Source organism: Mangrovactinospora gilvigrisea, assembly GCF_001879105.1.
GTDB classification, from domain to species: domain Bacteria; phylum Actinomycetota; class Actinomycetes; order Streptomycetales; family Streptomycetaceae; genus Mangrovactinospora; species Mangrovactinospora gilvigrisea.
Window position 1 is genome coordinate 20,204 of the sequence record NZ_MLCF01000085.1, and the last position, 16,477, is coordinate 36,680.

Consider the following 16,477-nt stretch of genomic DNA (forward strand, 5'->3'; position numbering starts at 1 on the left):
GAATCACGATGGCACGTGCGGTCGGCATCGACCTGGGGACGACGAACTCCGTCGTCAGTGTGCTCGAGGGTGGCGAGCCCACCGTCATCGCCAACGCCGAGGGCGCCAGGACGACCCCGTCCGTCGTCGCCTTCGCCAAGAACGCCGAGGTCCTCGTCGGCGAGGTGGCCAAGCGGCAGGCCGTGACGAACGTCGAGCGGACGATCCGCTCCGTCAAGCGGCACATGGGCACGGACTGGAACATCGAGATCGACGGCAAGAAGTTCTCGCCGCAGCAGATCTCCGCGTTCATCCTGCAGAAGCTGAAGAGGGACGCCGAGTCCTTCCTCGGCGAGAAGGTGACGGACGCGGTCATCACCGTCCCCGCCTACTTCAACGACTCGGAGCGCCAGGCCACCAAGGAGGCCGGCGAGATCGCGGGCCTCAACGTGCTGCGCATCGTCAACGAGCCCACCTCCGCCGCCCTTGCCTACGGCATGGACAAGGAGGACCAGACCATCCTGGTGTTCGACCTCGGCGGCGGCACGTTCGACGTGTCCCTGCTGGAGATCGGCGACGGCGTGGTCGAGGTCAAGGCGACCTCCGGCGACAACCACCTCGGCGGCGACGACTGGGACCAGCGGGTCGTCGACCACCTGGTCAAGCAGTTCCAGAACGGCCACGGCGTCGACCTGTCCAAGGACAAGATGGCGCTCCAGCGGCTCCGCGAGGCCGCCGAGAAGGCCAAGATCGAGCTGTCCTCGTCCTCCGAGACCTCGATCAACCTGCCCTACATCACCGCCTCCGCCGAGGGCCCCCTGCACCTCGACGAGAAGCTGACGCGGGCCCAGTTCCAGCAGCTCACCAACGACCTGCTGGAGCGCTGCAAGACGCCGTTCCACAATGTGATCAAGGACGCCGGCATCCAGCTCGGCGACATCAACCACATCGTGCTGGTCGGCGGCTCCACCCGGATGCCGGCCGTGGGCGAGCTGGTCCGCGAGCTCACCGGCGGCAAGGAGCCCAACAAGGGCGTCAACCCGGACGAGGTCGTCGCCGTCGGCGCCGCCCTCCAGGCCGGCGTCCTCAAGGGCGAGGTCAAGGACGTCCTGCTGCTCGACGTCACCCCGCTGTCCCTGGGCATCGAGACCAAGGGCGGCATCATGACGAAGCTGATCGAGCGCAACACCACGATCCCGACCAAGCGTTCGGAGATCTTCACCACGGCCGACGACAACCAGCCGTCCGTGCAGATCCAGGTCTTCCAGGGCGAGCGCGAGATCGCGGCCTACAACAAGAAGCTCGGCATGTTCGAGCTGACCGGTCTGCCGCCGGCGCCCCGCGGCGTCCCGCAGATCGAGGTCACCTTCGACATCGACGCCAACGGCATCATGCACGTCTCCGCCAAGGACCTCGGCACCGGCAAGGAGCAGCGGATGACCGTCACCGGCGGCTCCGCGCTGCCGAAGGACGACATCGAGCGGATGATGCGCGAGGCCGAGCAGTACGCGGAGGAGGACCACAAGCGCCGCGAGGCCGCCGAGGTCCGCAACCAGGCCGAGCAGCTCGTCTACACGACCGAGAAGTTCATCAAGGACAACGAGGACAAGGTCCCGGCCGACGCCAAGTCCGAGGTGGACGAGGCCGTCGCCGAGCTGAAGGAGAAGCTGAAGGCCGAGGACACCGCGGCCATCCGCGAGTCCTCCGAGAAGCTCGCCGCCGCCAGCCAGAAGCTGGGCTCCGCGCTCTACGCCAACGCCCAGTCGTCGCAGGCCTCCTCGGAGGACGGCGCGGCCGGTGCCGAGGGTGCCGCCGACGCGGACGCCAAGTCCTCCGCCGCCGAGGACGACGTCGTGGACGCCGAGATCGTCGACGAGGACAAGAAGGACGGTGAGGCCCGGTGACGGAGGAGACGCAGGGCGTCCCCTCCGAGCCGGACGCCCCGAAGGACGGCACCGGCAACGGCTCCTCCGCTTCCGCCGGCAAGGCGGGGGCGGGGGAGGCCCCCGGAGCGGACGACAAGGGCAAGGCGTCGAAGCGCCGGGTGGCGGAGCTGGAGCAGGAGGCCGAGAGGCTGCGCAAGCAGCTGGCCGAGCGCACCGGCGACCTGCAGCGTCTGCAGGCGGAGTACCAGAACTACCGCAAGCGCGTGGAGCGGGACCGCCAGACGGTCAAGGAGGTCGCGGTCGCCGCGGTCCTCTCCGACCTGCTGCCGATCCTGGACGACATCGGCCGCGCCCGCGAGCACAACGAGCTCGTCGGCGGCTTCAAGTCGGTGGGCGAGTCGACGGAGGCCACGGCCGCCAAGCTGGGCCTGGAGAAGTTCGGCGAGGAGGGCGAGCCCTTCGACCCGACGATCCACGAGGCGCTGATGCACAGCTACTCGGCCGACGTCGAGGAGACCACCTGTGTGCAGATCCTGCAGCCCGGCTACCGGCTGGGTGAGCGGGTGCTGCGCCCGGCCCGGGTCGCGGTCGCCGAACCGCAGCCGGGCGCCGAGAAGTCGGAGTCCGAGGAGGCGGCCGAGCCGGCCGAGGCCGAGGAGACGAAGGCGAACGGCAAGGACGCCGACAAGCCGTCGGACGAGAACGGAGACTGACGCCTTGAGGGCGTGTCCGCCGAGCAGCGGCGAACTGTCAAGAGGGCGCGAAGCGCTTCCTTGGAAGGGCGGTGGCGGGCGACGGGCGGGCGGAGAGGACGCGGTGACGCCGCGTCCGCTCCGCTCGGCCCGGCGTTGCCGTACTGTCGCAAGTGACGGGTTCGGGGAGGAGGGCCGACGGTGAGCACCAAGGATTACCTGGAGAAGGACTACTACAAGGTCCTCGGTGTGCCGAAGGACGCCACCACCGCGGAGATCAAGAAGGCCTTCCGGAAGCTCGCGCGCGAGTTCCACCCGGACGCCAACAAGGGCAACGCGAAGGCCGAGGAGCGCTTCAAGGAGATCTCCGAGGCGAACGACGTCCTGTCCGACCCCAAGCGCCGCAAGGAGTACGACGAGGCGCGGGCGCTCTTCGGCGGCGGCATGCGCGGCCGGACGGGCGCGGGCGCCGGCAGCCCCGGGGGCGGCTTCTCCTTCGACCTCGGCGACCTCTTCGGCGGCGGCAACACCGGCACGGGTGGCGGCGGCGGGACACAGGGCTCGGGCGGCGGCTTCGGCGGCGGCCTCGGCGATGTGTTCGGCGGCCTCTTCGGCCGCGGCGGCGGCACCGGCAACCGCACCCAGGCCCGGCGCGGTGCCGACATCGAGACCGAGGTGACGCTGAAGTTCACCGAGTCGGTCGACGGCGCCACCGTCCCGCTCCGGATGACCAGCCAGGAGGCGTGCAAGACCTGCGCGGGCACCGGCGCCAAGGCCGGCACCACGCCGCGGGTCTGCCCCAACTGCGTGGGCACCGGCCAGACATCCCGCAGCCAGGGCGGCTTCGCCTTCTCCGAGCCGTGCCGCGAGTGCAAGGGCCGCGGCCTGCTGGTCGACGACCCGTGCGAGGTGTGCAAGGGCTCCGGCCGCGCCACCAGCGCGCGCAGCATGCAGGTGCGGATCCCGCCGGGCGTCTCCGACGGGCAGCGCATCCGGCTCAAGGGCCGGGGCGCGCCGGGCGAGCGCGGCGGTCCGGCCGGCGATCTCTATGTCACCGTCCATGTGGGGAAGCATCCGGTGTTCGGACGCAAGGGCGACAACCTGACCGTGACGGTGCCGGTCTCCTTCACGGAGGCCGTCTTCGGGGCGCAGATCAAGGTGCCGACGCTGGGCGGCCCGCCGGTGACGCTGAAGCTGCCGCCGGGCATCGCCAACGGCCGCACGCTGCGCGCCCGCGGCAAGGGCGCCACGCGCAAGGACGGCAGCCGCGGAGACCTGCTGGTCACCGTGGAGGTGCAGGTCCCGGCGAACCTGACGAAGAAGGCCCGGGAGGCGCTGGAGGACTACCGCAGCGCCGTCGCCGACGAAGACCCCAGGGCACAGCTGTTCGAGGCCGTGAAGGGAGTGTGACGGCGATGGCGGGCAGGCAACCGGGCAGTGGAGGCGCGGGCTTCCCGCTCGACGAGGACGCACCGGTGTATGTGATCTCGGTGGCGGCGCAGTTGAGCGGGCTGCATCCGCAGACGCTGCGTCAGTACGACCGGCTCGGGCTGGTCTCGCCGGATCGGGCGGCCGGGCGCGGCCGCCGGTACTCGGCGCGGGACATCGCGCAGCTGCGGCAGGTGCAGCAGCTGTCGCAGGAGGACGGCGTCAACCTCGCCGGCATCAAGCGGATCATCGAGCTGGAGAACCAGGTCGCGGCGCTGCGTGCGCGGGTCGCGGAGCTGGAGGCGACGATGGACGCCGCCGCGGCGGCGGCGGGGATGCGGGCGCGTCCCGTGGCGCCGCAGCCGACGTCGTCCCCGCTGGGCGACGGCAATCTGCTGCCGGTCCGTCAGGTGCGGCAGTCCAGCGCCGTCGTGGTCTGGCGCCAGGGCCGCCGCTGAGCGGCGGCCCCGCGGCCGGTGGTTACTGCTGGGGCTCGGCCCCGTCGATGCCCAGATGGCGCATGATCGCGCCGACCGCGGTGTTGAGTTGGCCTACGGCGGTGTTGAGGTGGTCAAGTTTTGCGGAGTGCTCTGCTTGGACTGCCTTGATGCCGACGACGTCCGACTTAATGTCGACGACGTCCGACTTGATGACACGGGTGTCGTCCTGGAGGGCTCGGACCGCGCGGTGCAGCAGCAGCTGATCCGCCGAGAGCCGGATCTCGATGAGTTCGACGCGTCGCTCGAGTTCGTCCATGGTGGTTGCCATACCGCCAGAGGTTATGGGGCCTTCTCAGCAGTGTAGACGCTTACTTGACGCGGTCGGATGATCCTGGAGTCAATTGCGTACCCAGGTCGGAAGGTCTCTGCTACCGTGCCCGCCTGCTCCGGCGACTCCGCGGGGACCGTGGCGACGGCCTCGTGCTGGGACGGGTCGAACGGCCCGTCCTCCTCGCTGAGGCGCCGCAGCCCGTACTTCTCCAGCAGGGTGAGCAGCTCGATGCGCACCGACTCCGTGAACGGCGTCGCCGGCTCCCGCTCCACCCGGTCCAGCAGCAGCACCAGGTCGTACAGGAGCGGCTGGAGCACGCGGCCCTCGGCCATGTCGCGGGTGCGGGAGAGCTCGGACTGCAGCGCGTCGACGCCCGCCCGCCGCTCCCGGTCGGCCAGCAGCCGGCGGCCGATCCGGTCGTTGGTCTCGGCCAGCTCGGCGCGGACGCCGTCCAGCGCGTCGGCGACCACGGCGAACGGGTCGTGGGCCTCGGGCTGGGCGTCGGGCTGGGGCTCGGGGTGGCCCTCGGGCACTGTGGTCATCTGCGCGGCTCCGCTCGGCGGTCGATGATCATGTCCGCGAAGTGGATGTCCTCGCGGAGCTTCTTGACGAGGCGTTCGTCGGTCAGTTCGTAGGAGAGCGCGGCGCTCGCCCACTGCTTCACCTCGGCGGCCGCGTCCCGGCTGGGGATGTAGGGCAGCGAGCCGTCCGACGGGTAGTGCCGGAAGCCGTTGGCCACCACCGACATGCACCGCCCGATGCGGTTGTGCAGCTCGCCGTCGCCGTAGCAGCGGTCGATCAGGGCGAAGCAGATGTCCAGCGCCTCCTGGTGGCGGCCCTGCTCCTCCAGCGCCGCGGAGCGCGTCCGGCGGTCGATGTCCACCTCGGCCTCGTGCACCGCCTCGCGGTACAGCGCGGTCTCCGGGCCCAGTTCGGCGGCCTTGGCGTACTCCGCGCGCGCCGCGGCGAGCGCGCCGCGCCAGCGGTGCACGTCGCCCAGCTCCATGTGCGGGCGCGGGTCGCCCGGCGCGAGCCGTATCGAGGTGCGGTACGCCGCCGCGGCGCCGTCCAGGTCGCGGCGCTGCCAGCGCAGCCAGCCCAGCAGCAGCCACGCCGAGGCGCTGCGCGGCGTCTCGGAGGTGGCCTTGCGCGCCTCGTACATCGCGTCGTCGAAGCTCTTCTTCTCCACCGAGGCCCAGGCGCGCTCCAGCCACGGCGAGTTGGCGCCGGACGGACCGGACTGCACCGGCTGCCCGGGGCCCGAGCGCTGCCGCGGCCGGCTGCGCGGCGGGGGCGTGGCGGTGGCCGCCCGCCGCTCGCCGGTCTGGGCCGCGGTGGTGCCGGCGGCGAGCCGGCGGTCGTAGGCGGCGCGCAGGTCGGGGTCGAGCAGCTCCCGCTTGGCGCGGTTGAGCGCGGCCACGCGGGATTCGGCGCGCTGCCGCGCCTCCAGATCGGGGCTGGTGGAGGCGCGGGAGGTCCAGCGGCGCAGCTGGTGGGCGGTGGCGGCGCGGACGGTGGCCTCGTCCGCGTCGGCCGGGATGCCCAGCAGGCTGTAGTGGTCTCCGTCCGGAGTGGTCATGGCCGGTGACGTCCCGTCGGATCCGCGCTCAGAGGGCCTCGGTGCGGGAGACGCGGCCGATGGCGTCGCCGATCTCCTCGTCCGCCAGGTTGGCCGTCCGCTCGATCTCGAACTCGCCGAGGAAGCGGTCCTCGGTGACGTCCCGCACCTCGACGTGGACGATGCCGTCCAGGTCGTAGGAGTAGGTGATGTCCAGCGGGGCGCCCTTGGGGTGCGGCGGGATCTCCAGGGTGGACTCGCCGAGGATGGCCACGTACTCCAGGTCGTCGTCCTCGCCCTCGGTGACCTGGACCCGCAGCCGGGTCTGGTTGTCGTAGAGGGTGTTGAGGGTCTCGCTCTTCTTCGCCGGCAGCGTGGTGTTCTTGGGGATGACGACCACGTTGTACTCGCGGGTGTGGTCCTCCTCGTCGGTGGCGACCACGCCGAGGGCCTGCGAGGTGACGTCCTTGAAGCCGGTGACCTTGCCGCCGGTGAGGCGGGCGAGGCCGCTGCCGGGTGCGGCCTTGGTCAGCGGGACGGGGGTCTGCGGCAGGTCGAGGGTGTCGGAGGCGTCGGCGTTGGAGCTGACGTCCTGAGTGCCCGTCAGCGTCGGGGTGTCGTCGGCGCCTGGGGCCGCCTGGGCGGCCTGCGCGGTGGCCTTGCGCTCGGCCTCCTTGCCGCGCACCTCCTCGTCGAGGGCGACCAGGGCGGCGCCGAGCGCCACCACCTCGTCCTGCTCGACGCCCCGCTCGGACTCCTTGCCGGAGAGCCGGGCGACCAGGTCGACGACCATCGGCATCCGGGTGGAGCCGCCGACCAGCAGCACCTTGTCGATGCCGGACCAGTCGAGGCCGGCGCCGACCCGCACCACCGACTCGGCGAGGATCTCGCACTGGTCGAGGAGGTGCTTGGTGATCTGCTCGAAGGTCTCGCGGGTGATGCGGAGCTGCTCGTGGTGGCCGTCGGCGGAGAGCGCGACGACGGCCTGCGGGGCGAGCGAGAGGGTGCGCTTGGCGATCTCGGCCTTGTCGCGCAGCTCGGCGGTGGCCCGGTCGTCCTCCAGCAGGTCGGGGCCGCCGGCCTCCATGAACTGGGTGTTGAGGTGGGACATCAGGGCGTTGTCCCAGTCGTAGCCGCCGAGGTTGCGGTCGCCGTCGGTGGCCAGCACCTCGAACTCGCCGTCCTCGATGCGCATCACGGTGACGTCGAAGGTGCCGCCGCCGAGGTCGAAGACGAGGATGGTGCCGGGCGACTCGCCGGGCTCGGCGTCCAGGCCGTAGGCGAGGGCGGCGGCGGTGGGCTCGTTGATGACGCGGAGCACCTCGAGGCCGGCGATCCGTCCGGCGTCCCTGGTCGCGACGCGGCGGGCGTCGTCGAAGTAGGCGGGGACGGTGATGACCGCGCGGTCGACCTCCTCGCCGAGGACCAGCTCGGCGTCCTCCTTGAGGCGCTTGAGGATGAGCGCGGAGATCTCCTCGGCGCGGTAGTCGGTGCCGTCGTCGGCGCTGTAGACCACGCCGGGCTCGCCGATCCGGCGCTTGACGAACTGCACCACGTGCTCGGGCGCGGTGGCCGCGGAGCGCTTGGCCTGGGTGCCGACCACCACGCTGCCGCCCTGGAAGAGCACCACACTGGGGGTGATGTTCTCGCCCTCGCGGTTGCGGAGGATCTCGGGTGTGCCGAGGCGGTCGGTGACCGCCACCGCCGAGTAGGTGGTGCCCAGATCGATGCCGACTGCGCGTGCCACGCGGATCCCCCTTGAGTGCTGTGATTCGTCGGTCGGTTCCGGCCCGTGCGTGCGGCCCCGGGCGGTGCCAAGTCTAGGGCCGGGGCCCCGGCGTGACACGGCAACAAGGGATCAACACGGGGCCGCCCCTAAGGGACGCGGCGCTGCCCCGGAGGCTGCCCGAAGGTACTACCGCAGCAAAGTTGAGCGCGTTAGACTCAACTTAGTCAGCCGGTATCCAGAAGGGGAGGCAGCCCACACCCGTGGACGCGAACAAGCTCACCACCAAGTCCCAAGAAGCCCTGTCCTCGGCGATCCGGCGCGCCTCGGGCGCCGGCCACCCGGACGTGCGGCCCGTCCACATGCTGCTCGCCCTGCTGGAGCAGCCGGAGAGCACGGTCGGCCCGCTGCTGGAGGCCGTCGGCGCCGACACCGGAGAGCTCCGCAACCAGGCGGACCGGCTGCTCGCCTCGCTGCCCAGCGCGCAGGGTTCCACCGTCGCCGCGCCCCAGTTGGGCCGCGACACCATGGACGTGCTGGCCGAGGCCGGCAAGCGCGCGGCGGCGCTGAAGGACGAGTACGTCTCCACCGAGCACCTGCTGGTCGCGCTCGCCGACAAGGGCGGCGCGGCCGCCGACCTGCTGAAGAAGCAGGGTGCCACGCCCAAGGCGCTGCTCGACGCCTTCGCCCAGGTGCGCGGCAGCTCCCGGGTCACCTCGCCGGAGCCCGAGTCGACCTTCAAGGCGCTGGAGAAGTACGGCACCGACCTCACCGAGGCGGCCCGCGCCGGCCGGCTCGACCCGGTCATCGGGCGGGACGCCGAGATCCGGCGCGTCGTCCAGGTGCTCTCCCGACGCACCAAGAACAACCCGGTGCTGATCGGCGAGCCCGGTGTCGGCAAGACCGCCGTGGTCGAGGGCCTCGCCCGGCGCATCGTCGCCGGCGACGTCCCCGAGTCGCTGCGCGACAAGCGGCTGGTCGCCCTCGACCTGGGCGCGATGGTCGCCGGGGCGAAGTACCGCGGCGAGTTCGAGGAGCGGCTGAAGGCCGTGCTCTCCGACATCAAGGACTCCGACGGCCAGGTCATCACCTTCATCGACGAGCTGCACACCGTTGTCGGCGCGGGCGCCGGCGGCGACTCGTCGATGGACGCGGGCAACATGCTCAAGCCGATGCTGGCCCGCGGCGAGCTGCGGATGGTCGGCGCCACCACGCTCGACGAGTACCGCGAGCGCATCGAGAAGGACGCCGCGCTGGAGCGCCGCTTCCAGCAGGTCTTCGTCGGCGAGCCGTCGGTCGAGGACACGGTGGGCATCCTGCGCGGGCTCAAGGGCCGCTACGAGGCGCACCACAAGGTGCAGATCGCGGACTCCGCGCTGGTCGCGGCGGCAACGCTGTCCAACCGCTACATCACCTCGCGCTTCCTCCCGGACAAGGCGATCGACCTGATCGACGAGTCCGCCTCCCGGCTGCGGATGGAGATCGACTCCAGCCCCGTCGAGATCGACGAGCTGCAGCGCCAGGTCGACCGCCTCCACATGGAGGAGCTGGCCGTCGAGCGCGACGCGGAGTCCAACGAGGCCGACGCGCTGCGGCTGGAGAAGATCCGGCGCGACCTGGCCAACCGCCAGGAGGAGCTGAACGGCCTCAAGGCGCGCTGGCAGCAGGAGAAGGCCGGCCTGAACCGGGTCGGTGAGCTCAAGGAGAAGCTGGACGAGTTGCGCGGCGAGGCCGAGCGCGCGCAGCGGGACGGCGACTTCGAGGCGGCGTCCCGGCTGCAGTACGGCGAGATCCCGCGGGCCGAGAAGGAGCTCGCGGACGCCACCGCGGAGAGCGAGAAGGCCTCGGAGTCGGGGACCGCGACGCCGTCCATGGTCAAGGAGCAGGTCGGCCCGGACGATGTGGCCGATGTGGTCTCCGCCTGGACGGGCATCCCGGCCGGCCGGCTGCTGGAGGGCGAGTCGGCGAAGCTGCTGCGCATGGAGGAGGCCATCGGCACCCGGCTGATCGGCCAGGACGCGGCGGTCTCCGCGGTCTCCGACGCGGTGCGGCGCTCCCGGGCGGGCATCAACGACCCCGACCGGCCGATCGGTTCGTTCCTCTTCCTGGGCCCGACGGGCGTCGGCAAGACCGAGCTGGCCAAGACGCTCGCCGACTTCCTTTTCGACGACGAGCACGCCATGGTCCGCATCGACATGAGCGAGTACGGCGAGAAGCACTCGGTGGCCCGGCTGGTGGGCGCGCCCCCCGGCTACGTCGGCTACGACCAGGGCGGCCAGCTGACGGAGGCGGTCCGCCGCCGCCCGTACAGCGTGGTGCTGCTGGACGAGGTGGAGAAGGCGCACCCCGAGGTCTTCGACGTGCTGCTGCAGGTGCTGGACGACGGCCGGCTGACGGACGGCCAGGGCCGCACCGTCGACTTCCGGAACACCATCCTGATCCTGACGTCGAACCTGGGATCGCAGTATCTGATCGACTCCACCACCGGGAAGGCGACCGAGGACATGGCGGTCGCCCGGAAGAAGATCATGGAGGTGGTCCGCGGCAGCCTCAAGCCGGAGTTCTACAACCGGCTCGACGAGGTGATCGTCTTCGAGCCGCTGGGCGGCGAGGCGCTGCGGAAGATCGTCGACATCCAGGTGGCGGCCCTCCAGCAGCGGCTGAAGGAGCGGCGGCTGACGCTGCGGCTGTCGGACGGCGCGCGGGCGTTCCTCGCGGAGACGGGGGGCGCGGACGCGGCGTACGGGGCGCGGCCGCTGCGGAGGCTGGTGCAGAAGGAGATCGGGGACCGGTTGGCCCGCGAGATCCTCTCGGGCGAGGTGCGGGACGGCGACGCCGTGGAGGTGGACGTCATGGAGTACCTGCCGTCCAGCGACGACGGTCTTGACGAGGACGACCTTGCGAGGGAGTTGACCGTCCGGCCGGTGCGGTGACGTGTCGCCGCCCCTTCGCCCCGGCACCCCGCCCGCCCAGGCAAAGCCTGGGCGGGCGGGGTGCCGGGGTGGGGCTACTTCGTCTTGGCGAGAGCCCTCTCGTACTCGGCGCGGACCTGCTCGCCGCCCTGGGACTTCCAGTTCGCGCGCAGCTCCTTCAGCTTCGACATCGGCTCGCGGCCGGTGATCATGCCGATCTTGGCGTCCGTCGCCATCTGGTCCAGCGACGGCATCTTGGAGATCGCCAGGCCGGAGTAGAGCCCCGTCGTCGGGTTGGCGATGGAGATCGGGGTGGCCTTCTCGATCACCTTCTGCACCTCCCGGGCCCGCTCCACCTCGCCGGGGAAGTACGCGGTGGCGTTCTCCGGCTGGTCCAGGTAGTTGATCATCGTGACGTTCGCCGGCGGGGTCGCGTTCGGCGTGATCTGCCCGCCCTTCATGGTGTAGTTCTTGCCCTCAATCCCGTACTCCATGAAGAGGTACTCCTCGCTGCCGAACGGCGCGGCCATGTAGTCGAGGATGCCCAGCAGCTCCTTGACCCTGGCCTTGTTCCTGCCGTTCCGGCTCACCGAGGAGGGGATGCCGAACATCCCGAAGAACCCGGGCTCCTGCTGGATCTGCGGGTTGCCGCCGCTGTGGCCCGGCGGGATCAGCGGGGCCATCCCGGCCTTGGGGAAGGCCTTCACCAGCTGGTCGATGCTGCCCTGCGGGGACACCACGCTCATGATGCCGTTGCCGTAGAGCCCGACCCGGCCCTGGTTGAACAGGTCGCCCTGCTGGGTGACGCTGAGCGTCGGGGTGTTGGGGTGGTACGCGCCGGCCTTCCACAGCTTGCGCTGGAAGGCGAGGCACGCCTCGAACGCGTCCGTCTCGATGTAGTGGGTGAGCTTGCCGCCGCTCTCCCGCCACTTGTTGGGCACCCCGAAGACGGACTGGAAGACGTCGTCGCACCAGTCGACCATGGCGTAGGGGCTGCCGCCCTTGTGGTTCGGCAGGCTCGCCCTGGTGAAGCCGGTGAGCATGGCGAACAGCTCGTCCAGCGTCCTGGGCTCGGACATGCCCGCCGCCTTGAGCCAGTCGCTGCGGTAGTAGCGGATCTTGTTGATCAGCGGGGTGCCGCGCGGGACGCCGTAGATCCCGTTCTGCACCGAGGAGTTCTTCCAGGTGTAGGTCTCCAGGCGGGCCAGGTTGGGGAACTCCTTGACGGCGTCGCCGCCGAGGAACTCGCTGAGCTCGGTGAACGCCCCCTGGGCGACCGAGCGCAGCACCGCCGGGGCCATCGACACATCGTTGTTGATGTAGAAGAGGTCGGGCAGGCTGCCGGCCGCGACGGTGGTCTGGGTCTTGTCGCCGAACGAGTCGGACGGGACGAGGGTCTGCTTGAGCGTCACCCCCAGCCGCTGGTTGAGCTGCTCCAGCCACAGGTTGCCCTTGCCGGACGGCGGGGCGCCCCACACCAGCTGGAAGATGCCGACGTCGCCGCCCTTGCCGGGCTTGTTCGCCACGGACCTGAAGGGCTGGTCGGGGTAGGCCGTCATCACCGTCGGCACGCCGGGGGCGTTGCCCGGCTCGGCGCCGGCGACCCGCGGGGCGGCCGTCCTGGCCGGCGCCCTGAAGGTGCGGTTCGCGGCGTCCTTGGCCCCGCCGCCGCCGGTACCGCTGCCGCAGGCGGAGAGGAGCGGGGCGGCGCCGGCGGCCGCGGCGACCGCCGCCGAGCCGCGCAGGAAGGTGCGTCTGTTCTGCATCGCTCTCATCCCTTCACCGCTCCGACCAGCACACCTCGGGTGAAGTAGCGCTGCAGGAACGGGTAGACGATCAGGATCGGAATGGTGGCCAGCACGGTGACGGCCATCTGGACGGAGTGGCTCGGCGGCTGCGGGGCGTTGGGGTTGTGGGACAGGCCCCCTAGCGACGTCCCCTCCAGCACGTACTGGCGCATCACCAGCTGGATCGGCCACTTGCTGGTGTCGTTCAGGTACAGCAGGGCGTTGAAGAAGTCGCTCCACAGCGCGACCGCGTAGAAGAGCGAGATCACCGCGAGCACGGCCTTGGAGAGCGGCAGCACCACGCGCCAGAGGATCTGCAGCTCGCCGGCGCCGTCGATGCGCGCCGCGTCGTACAGCTCCTTGGGGATCTCCATGAAGAAGTTGCGGACGACCACCAGGTTGAAGGCGCTGATGGCGCCCGGGATCATCAGCGACCAGTAGGTGTTGACCATCCCCAGCGACTTGACCAGCAGGAAGTTGGGGATGATGCCGGCGCCGAAGAGCATGGTGCCGAGGACCAGGTAGAGGATGAAGCGGGAGCCGGGCACGTCCTTGGTGCGGGTGAGCCCGTAGGCCATCGCCACGGTGAACACCATCGCGATGAGGGTGCCGACCACAGTGACGCCGATGGAGATCAGCAGGGCCCGGGTGACGATCCCGCCGTTGAGCACGGTGCGGTAGGCGTCGAAGGAGATCCTGCCGGGCCAGAGCACCAGCCCGTCTCCGACCGGGGCGCCGCTGGCCGACAGGCTCACGGCCAGGATGTAGACCAGCGGGTAGGCCACCATCACGACCACGAGCACCAGCAGCAGGGCCTTCAGCCCGGTGGTGGTCCTCCGGGGCTTCTCCATCCACGGCGGCCGGGTCTCGGCATGCGTGCGGGCCATCAGAACGCTCCCTCGCTTCCCATCCGCTTGGACAGCTTGTTGGCGCCGACCACCAGCAGCGTTCCGATGACGCCCTTGATCAGGCCGGCGGCGGTGGCGATGCCCCAGTCGCCGGCGACCACGCCCCGGAAGTAGGTGAAGGTGTCCAGCACCTCGGCGGTGTCGGAGCCGACCGCGTTCTGCTGGAGGAGGATCTGCTCGAACCCGACGGTCAGCACGCTGCCCAGCCGGAGGATCAGCAGCAGCACGAAGATGCCGCGCATCGCGGGCAGGGTGACGTGCCAGGTGCGGCGCCAGGGGCCGGCCCCGTCCATCGCCGCCGACTCGTAGAGCGAGGCGTCGATCCGGGTGATCACGGCCAGGAAGATGATGGTGTTCCAGCCCGTGTCCTTCCAGATCACCTGGAGGGTGATCAGGGCCTTGAACCAGGACGGATCGCCCATCAGGTTGAAGCCGGGGTCGCCGATCACGTGCGAGAGCAGCCCGTCCCCGCCGAGCACCTGCTGCCAGACGGCGACCACGATCACCCAGCTGATGAAGTGCGGCAGATAGACGACGCTCTGTACGAACCGCTTCACACGCCCGCTCATCACGCTGTTGAGCAGCAGCGCGAGTGCCACCGGCGCCGGGAAGGCGAAGGCGATCTGCAGGAAGCTGATCACCACGGTGTTCCTGGTGGCGGTCAGCACCTCGGGGTCGTGCAGCATCGCCGTGAAGTTCGACAGCCCCGACCAGGGGCTTCCGCCGAAGCCCAAGTAGGGCGAGTACTGCTGGAATGCGGCGATGTTGCCCAGCAGCGGGACGTAGCGGAAGACGACGAAGTACAGCAGCCCCGGGAGGATCAGGGCGTACATCCAGCGCTCCCGCCAGATGCGGCGGTGGAGCGGGGTCCGATGGCGACCCGGTGGTGCGGACATGACGATGCGGCCCCCTCGGCAGCGGTGCGGCGGGACGACCGAAGTGAATATCCGAACCGGTTCGGACGTCAAGAGGCCGTACGGAAACCGCTGTTGGTGCGGTGCTGTGGCATGGCTTCAAGCGAGGGAGGTGCGGGCCGGTAGTTGCTTCCGAACCGGTTCATGGGTTGACTTGGCGTATGAGCCCGGCACGTCGCACCACCATCGACGACATCGCCCGCGCCGCGGGCGTGTCCAAGGCCACCGCCTCGGCGGCCCTCAACGGCCGCTCCGGAGTCGCCGCCGCCACCCGCGCCCGGGTGCTGAACGCCGCCGAGTCGGCGGGCTGGCAGCCGAGTTCGGCCGCCCGCGCGCTCTCCGGCACCCGCACCGACACCCTCGGCCTGCTGCTCGACCGGCCCGCCCGCACGCTCGGCGCGGAGCCGTTCTACATGCAGCTGATCTCCGGCATCGAGGCGGCGCTCGCCGACCGCGGCACCGGGCTGCTGCTCCAGGTGGTGGAGGGCGAGGACGCCGAGCAGCGGACGCTGCGCGCCTGGTGGGCGGCGCGCCGGGTGGACGGCGTCTTCCTGTGCGACCTGCGCGAGGACGACAGCCGGATCGCGCTGGTCGAGTCGCTGGACCTGCCCGCGGTGGTGGTCGGCGGCCCCGAGGGCACCGGCGGCGTCACCGCGGCGTGGTCGGACAACACCGCGCCGGTGCGGGAGTGCCTGGACTACCTGTACTCGCTCGGCCACCGGCGGATCGCCTACGTCGCCGGGCTGCCGGAGCTGGCGCACACCGCCACCCGGGTCGCCGAGTTCCGGCGCCGCAGCGCGGAGTTGGGGCTGGATGGGCTGGAGGGCGACGCCGCGGAGGGGCCGGCGGTGCTGCACGCCGACTACTCCGGCGAGGAGGGCGCCCGGGCGACGCGCGCGCTGCTGATCCGCCGCGCGGCGCCGACGGCGATCGTCTACGACAACGACGTGATGGCGGTGGCGGGCGCGGCCGTGACGCAGGAGATGCGGGTCCCGGTGCCGGGCCGGGTGTCGCTGGTGGCCTGGGACGACTCCACGCTCTGCGGGCTGGTGCATCCGCCGCTCACCGCGCTGGGCCGCGATGTCGCCGCCTACGGGGGGCTGGCGGCGCGGCTGCTGCTGGACCGGGTGGACGGGGCGGACGTGGGCGATGTCGAGGCGGCGCCGATGCGGCTCATCGTGCGGGGCTCGACGGGGCCCGCGCCGGAGTGACGTTTCTGCGCCTGTCGGTGCGGGCGGTGCCGCCCCGAACCCCGGTGCCGGGCCGCGGCCACGTCAGGCCGCCATGACGAGGGCGGGGAACATCCGGGTGCGGGTGCAGACCAGGCGGGCCTCCTGCGGGTAGGCGTGCCAGGTGCGCCAGCGGAGCGCCGCGGTGCCCGGTTCGGCCTCCACCAGCAGCGCGGTGAAGGCGTGCGGATGGCCGGGGAACGTCCCCACCAGGGCGCTGGGATGCTCGCGGGCGAGCGCCACCAGCTCCTGGGCGCGGGCCGCGAACCCCGCCTCCGTCGGCCGCTCCACCAGCGCGGAGAACTCGTACTCCCAGCCGTCCGCGCGCTCCGCGACCAGCGCGGGGAGCGGCGACTTGGCGCCGGGCAGGCAGGCGACCGTCTCCGAGCAGCGCCCCGCCGGGCCGTCCACCAGCACCTGGTGGGACGCGCCGAGCAGGCGGAGCTGGACGGTGGTGTCGGCGAGGTCGAGGTCGAGGACGGCCAGGGCCGGAAGCGGGTCCTGGCCGAGGCACCAGGTCAGGTCCTCGGCGCGGGTGTCGCTGTAGGCGGTGGTCAGCGTCGCCATCATCGGCAGGTGCTCCCCGTGGGTCGTGCGTGCGGGCATGGCTGTGAGCGGGCATGGCTGTGAGCGGGAGCGCGCCCGTGTGCGGACGCGCGCCCGAGAGGTAAAAGGTGTGGTCGGGGG

The 16,477-nt window shown here is 71.3% G+C and carries 14 protein-coding genes; 6 read left to right on the plus strand and 8 right to left on the minus strand.

The window, feature by feature from the left end; translation table 11 throughout:
* The first annotated feature begins 8 nt into the window (after positions 1 to 8).
* The 4 genes from dnaK (at position 9) to BIV57_RS15820 (ending at position 4,443) form a co-directional block, all read left to right on the plus strand.
* On the plus strand, positions 9 to 1,883 hold the full coding sequence (gene dnaK, locus BIV57_RS15805; protein WP_071657456.1) for a molecular chaperone DnaK: 1,875 nt from the start codon (positions 9 to 11) through the stop codon (positions 1,881 to 1,883).
* On the plus strand, positions 1,880 to 2,578 hold the full coding sequence (gene grpE, locus BIV57_RS15810; protein WP_071657457.1) for a nucleotide exchange factor GrpE: 699 nt from the start codon (positions 1,880 to 1,882) through the stop codon (positions 2,576 to 2,578). The genes dnaK and grpE (BIV57_RS15810) overlap by 4 nt, the downstream gene beginning before the upstream one ends.
* 180 nt (positions 2,579 to 2,758) lie before the next feature.
* Positions 2,759 to 3,967, plus strand: coding sequence for a molecular chaperone DnaJ (gene dnaJ, locus BIV57_RS15815; protein WP_071657458.1), 1,209 nt, complete (start codon positions 2,759 to 2,761; stop codon positions 3,965 to 3,967).
* 5 nt (positions 3,968 to 3,972) lie between these two features.
* The gene (locus BIV57_RS15820) at positions 3,973 to 4,443 is read left to right on the plus strand and encodes a heat shock protein transcriptional repressor HspR (protein WP_071657459.1); all 471 of its coding nucleotides are present in this window, start codon (positions 3,973 to 3,975) and stop codon (positions 4,441 to 4,443) included.
* Positions 4,444 to 4,465: 22 nt separating this feature from the next.
* On the opposite strand, the gene BIV57_RS15825 is transcribed toward BIV57_RS15820, so the two are convergent.
* The 4 genes from BIV57_RS15825 to BIV57_RS15840 are packed head-to-tail and all read right to left on the minus strand — an operon-like array spanning position 4,466 to position 8,061.
* Positions 4,466 to 4,753 (minus strand): hypothetical protein, encoded by a 288-nt coding sequence (locus BIV57_RS15825; RefSeq protein WP_071657460.1) that lies wholly within the window; start codon positions 4,751 to 4,753, stop codon positions 4,466 to 4,468.
* An 11-nt stretch (positions 4,754 to 4,764) separates the two neighbouring features.
* Positions 4,765 to 5,298: a nucleotide exchange factor GrpE gene (gene grpE / locus BIV57_RS25240; protein WP_071657461.1), complete on the minus strand. Its 534-nt coding sequence runs from the start codon at positions 5,296 to 5,298 to the stop codon at positions 4,765 to 4,767.
* The gene (locus BIV57_RS15835; RefSeq protein WP_071657462.1) at positions 5,295 to 6,335 is read right to left on the minus strand and encodes a J domain-containing protein; all 1,041 of its coding nucleotides are present in this window, start codon (positions 6,333 to 6,335) and stop codon (positions 5,295 to 5,297) included. The genes grpE (BIV57_RS25240) and BIV57_RS15835 overlap by 4 nt, the downstream gene beginning before the upstream one ends.
* 28 nt (positions 6,336 to 6,363) lie before the next feature.
* A complete protein-coding gene (locus BIV57_RS15840; RefSeq protein ID WP_071657463.1) occupies positions 6,364 to 8,061 on the minus strand; it encodes an Hsp70 family protein in 1,698 nt (565 codons plus the stop codon).
* A 242-nt stretch (positions 8,062 to 8,303) separates the two neighbouring features.
* Between BIV57_RS15840 and clpB the strand changes: the two genes are divergently transcribed.
* A complete protein-coding gene (clpB, locus tag BIV57_RS15845; RefSeq protein WP_071657464.1) occupies positions 8,304 to 10,973 on the plus strand; it encodes an ATP-dependent chaperone ClpB in 2,670 nt (889 codons plus the stop codon).
* Between the two features lie 74 nt (positions 10,974 to 11,047).
* Here the strand turns inward: clpB and BIV57_RS15850 are convergent, their stop codons facing one another.
* Genes BIV57_RS15850 through BIV57_RS15860 form a run of 3 tightly spaced genes read right to left on the minus strand, consistent with a single transcriptional unit; the run spans position 11,048 to position 14,543 of the window.
* Complete coding sequence (locus tag BIV57_RS15850) at positions 11,048 to 12,718, minus strand: extracellular solute-binding protein (RefSeq protein WP_175548773.1); 1,671 nt, start codon at positions 12,716 to 12,718, stop codon at positions 11,048 to 11,050.
* Positions 12,719 to 12,723: 5 nt separating this feature from the next.
* Positions 12,724 to 13,626 (minus strand): carbohydrate ABC transporter permease, encoded by a 903-nt coding sequence (locus BIV57_RS15855; RefSeq protein WP_245797713.1) that lies wholly within the window; start codon positions 13,624 to 13,626, stop codon positions 12,724 to 12,726.
* Positions 13,626 to 14,543, minus strand: a complete 918-nt coding sequence (locus tag BIV57_RS15860; RefSeq protein WP_245797715.1) for an ABC transporter permease — start codon at positions 14,541 to 14,543, stop codon at positions 13,626 to 13,628. The genes BIV57_RS15855 and BIV57_RS15860 overlap by 1 nt, the downstream gene beginning before the upstream one ends.
* 179 nt (positions 14,544 to 14,722) lie before the next feature.
* On the opposite strand from BIV57_RS15860, the gene BIV57_RS15865 reads away from it, so the two are divergent.
* Positions 14,723 to 15,772 (plus strand): LacI family DNA-binding transcriptional regulator, encoded by a 1,050-nt coding sequence (locus tag BIV57_RS15865; RefSeq protein ID WP_071657467.1) that lies wholly within the window; start codon positions 14,723 to 14,725, stop codon positions 15,770 to 15,772.
* A gap of 63 nt (positions 15,773 to 15,835) precedes the next feature.
* Here BIV57_RS15865 and BIV57_RS15870 read toward each other — a convergent pair whose 3' ends face one another.
* The gene (locus tag BIV57_RS15870; RefSeq protein WP_071657468.1) at positions 15,836 to 16,360 is read right to left on the minus strand and encodes a DUF2617 family protein; all 525 of its coding nucleotides are present in this window, start codon (positions 16,358 to 16,360) and stop codon (positions 15,836 to 15,838) included.
* Between the last annotated feature and the right edge of the window lie 117 nt (positions 16,361 to 16,477).

Bases quoted from the DNA above. Each gene is read 5' to 3' on its own strand.
- dnaK (WP_071657456.1), top strand. From the start codon at position 9: ATGGCACGTGCGGTCGGCATCGACCTGGGGACGACGAACTCCGTCGTC.
- BIV57_RS15820 (WP_071657459.1), top strand. From the start codon at position 3,973: ATGGCGGGCAGGCAACCGGGCAGTGGAGGCGCGGGCTTCCCGCTCGAC.
- BIV57_RS15825 (WP_071657460.1), bottom strand. From the start codon at position 4,753: ATGGCAACCACCATGGACGAACTCGAGCGACGCGTCGAACTCATCGAG.
- grpE (WP_071657461.1), bottom strand. From the start codon at position 5,298: ATGACCACAGTGCCCGAGGGCCACCCCGAGCCCCAGCCCGACGCCCAG.
- BIV57_RS15835 (WP_071657462.1), bottom strand. From the start codon at position 6,335: ATGACCACTCCGGACGGAGACCACTACAGCCTGCTGGGCATCCCGGCC.
- BIV57_RS15850 (WP_175548773.1), bottom strand. From the start codon at position 12,718: ATGCAGAACAGACGCACCTTCCTGCGCGGCTCGGCGGCGGTCGCCGCG.
- BIV57_RS15855 (WP_245797713.1), bottom strand. From the start codon at position 13,626: ATGGCCCGCACGCATGCCGAGACCCGGCCGCCGTGGATGGAGAAGCCC.
- BIV57_RS15860 (WP_245797715.1), bottom strand. From the start codon at position 14,543: ATGTCCGCACCACCGGGTCGCCATCGGACCCCGCTCCACCGCCGCATC.
- BIV57_RS15865 (WP_071657467.1), top strand. From the start codon at position 14,723: ATGAGCCCGGCACGTCGCACCACCATCGACGACATCGCCCGCGCCGCG.
- BIV57_RS15870 (WP_071657468.1), bottom strand. From the start codon at position 16,360: ATGATGGCGACGCTGACCACCGCCTACAGCGACACCCGCGCCGAGGAC.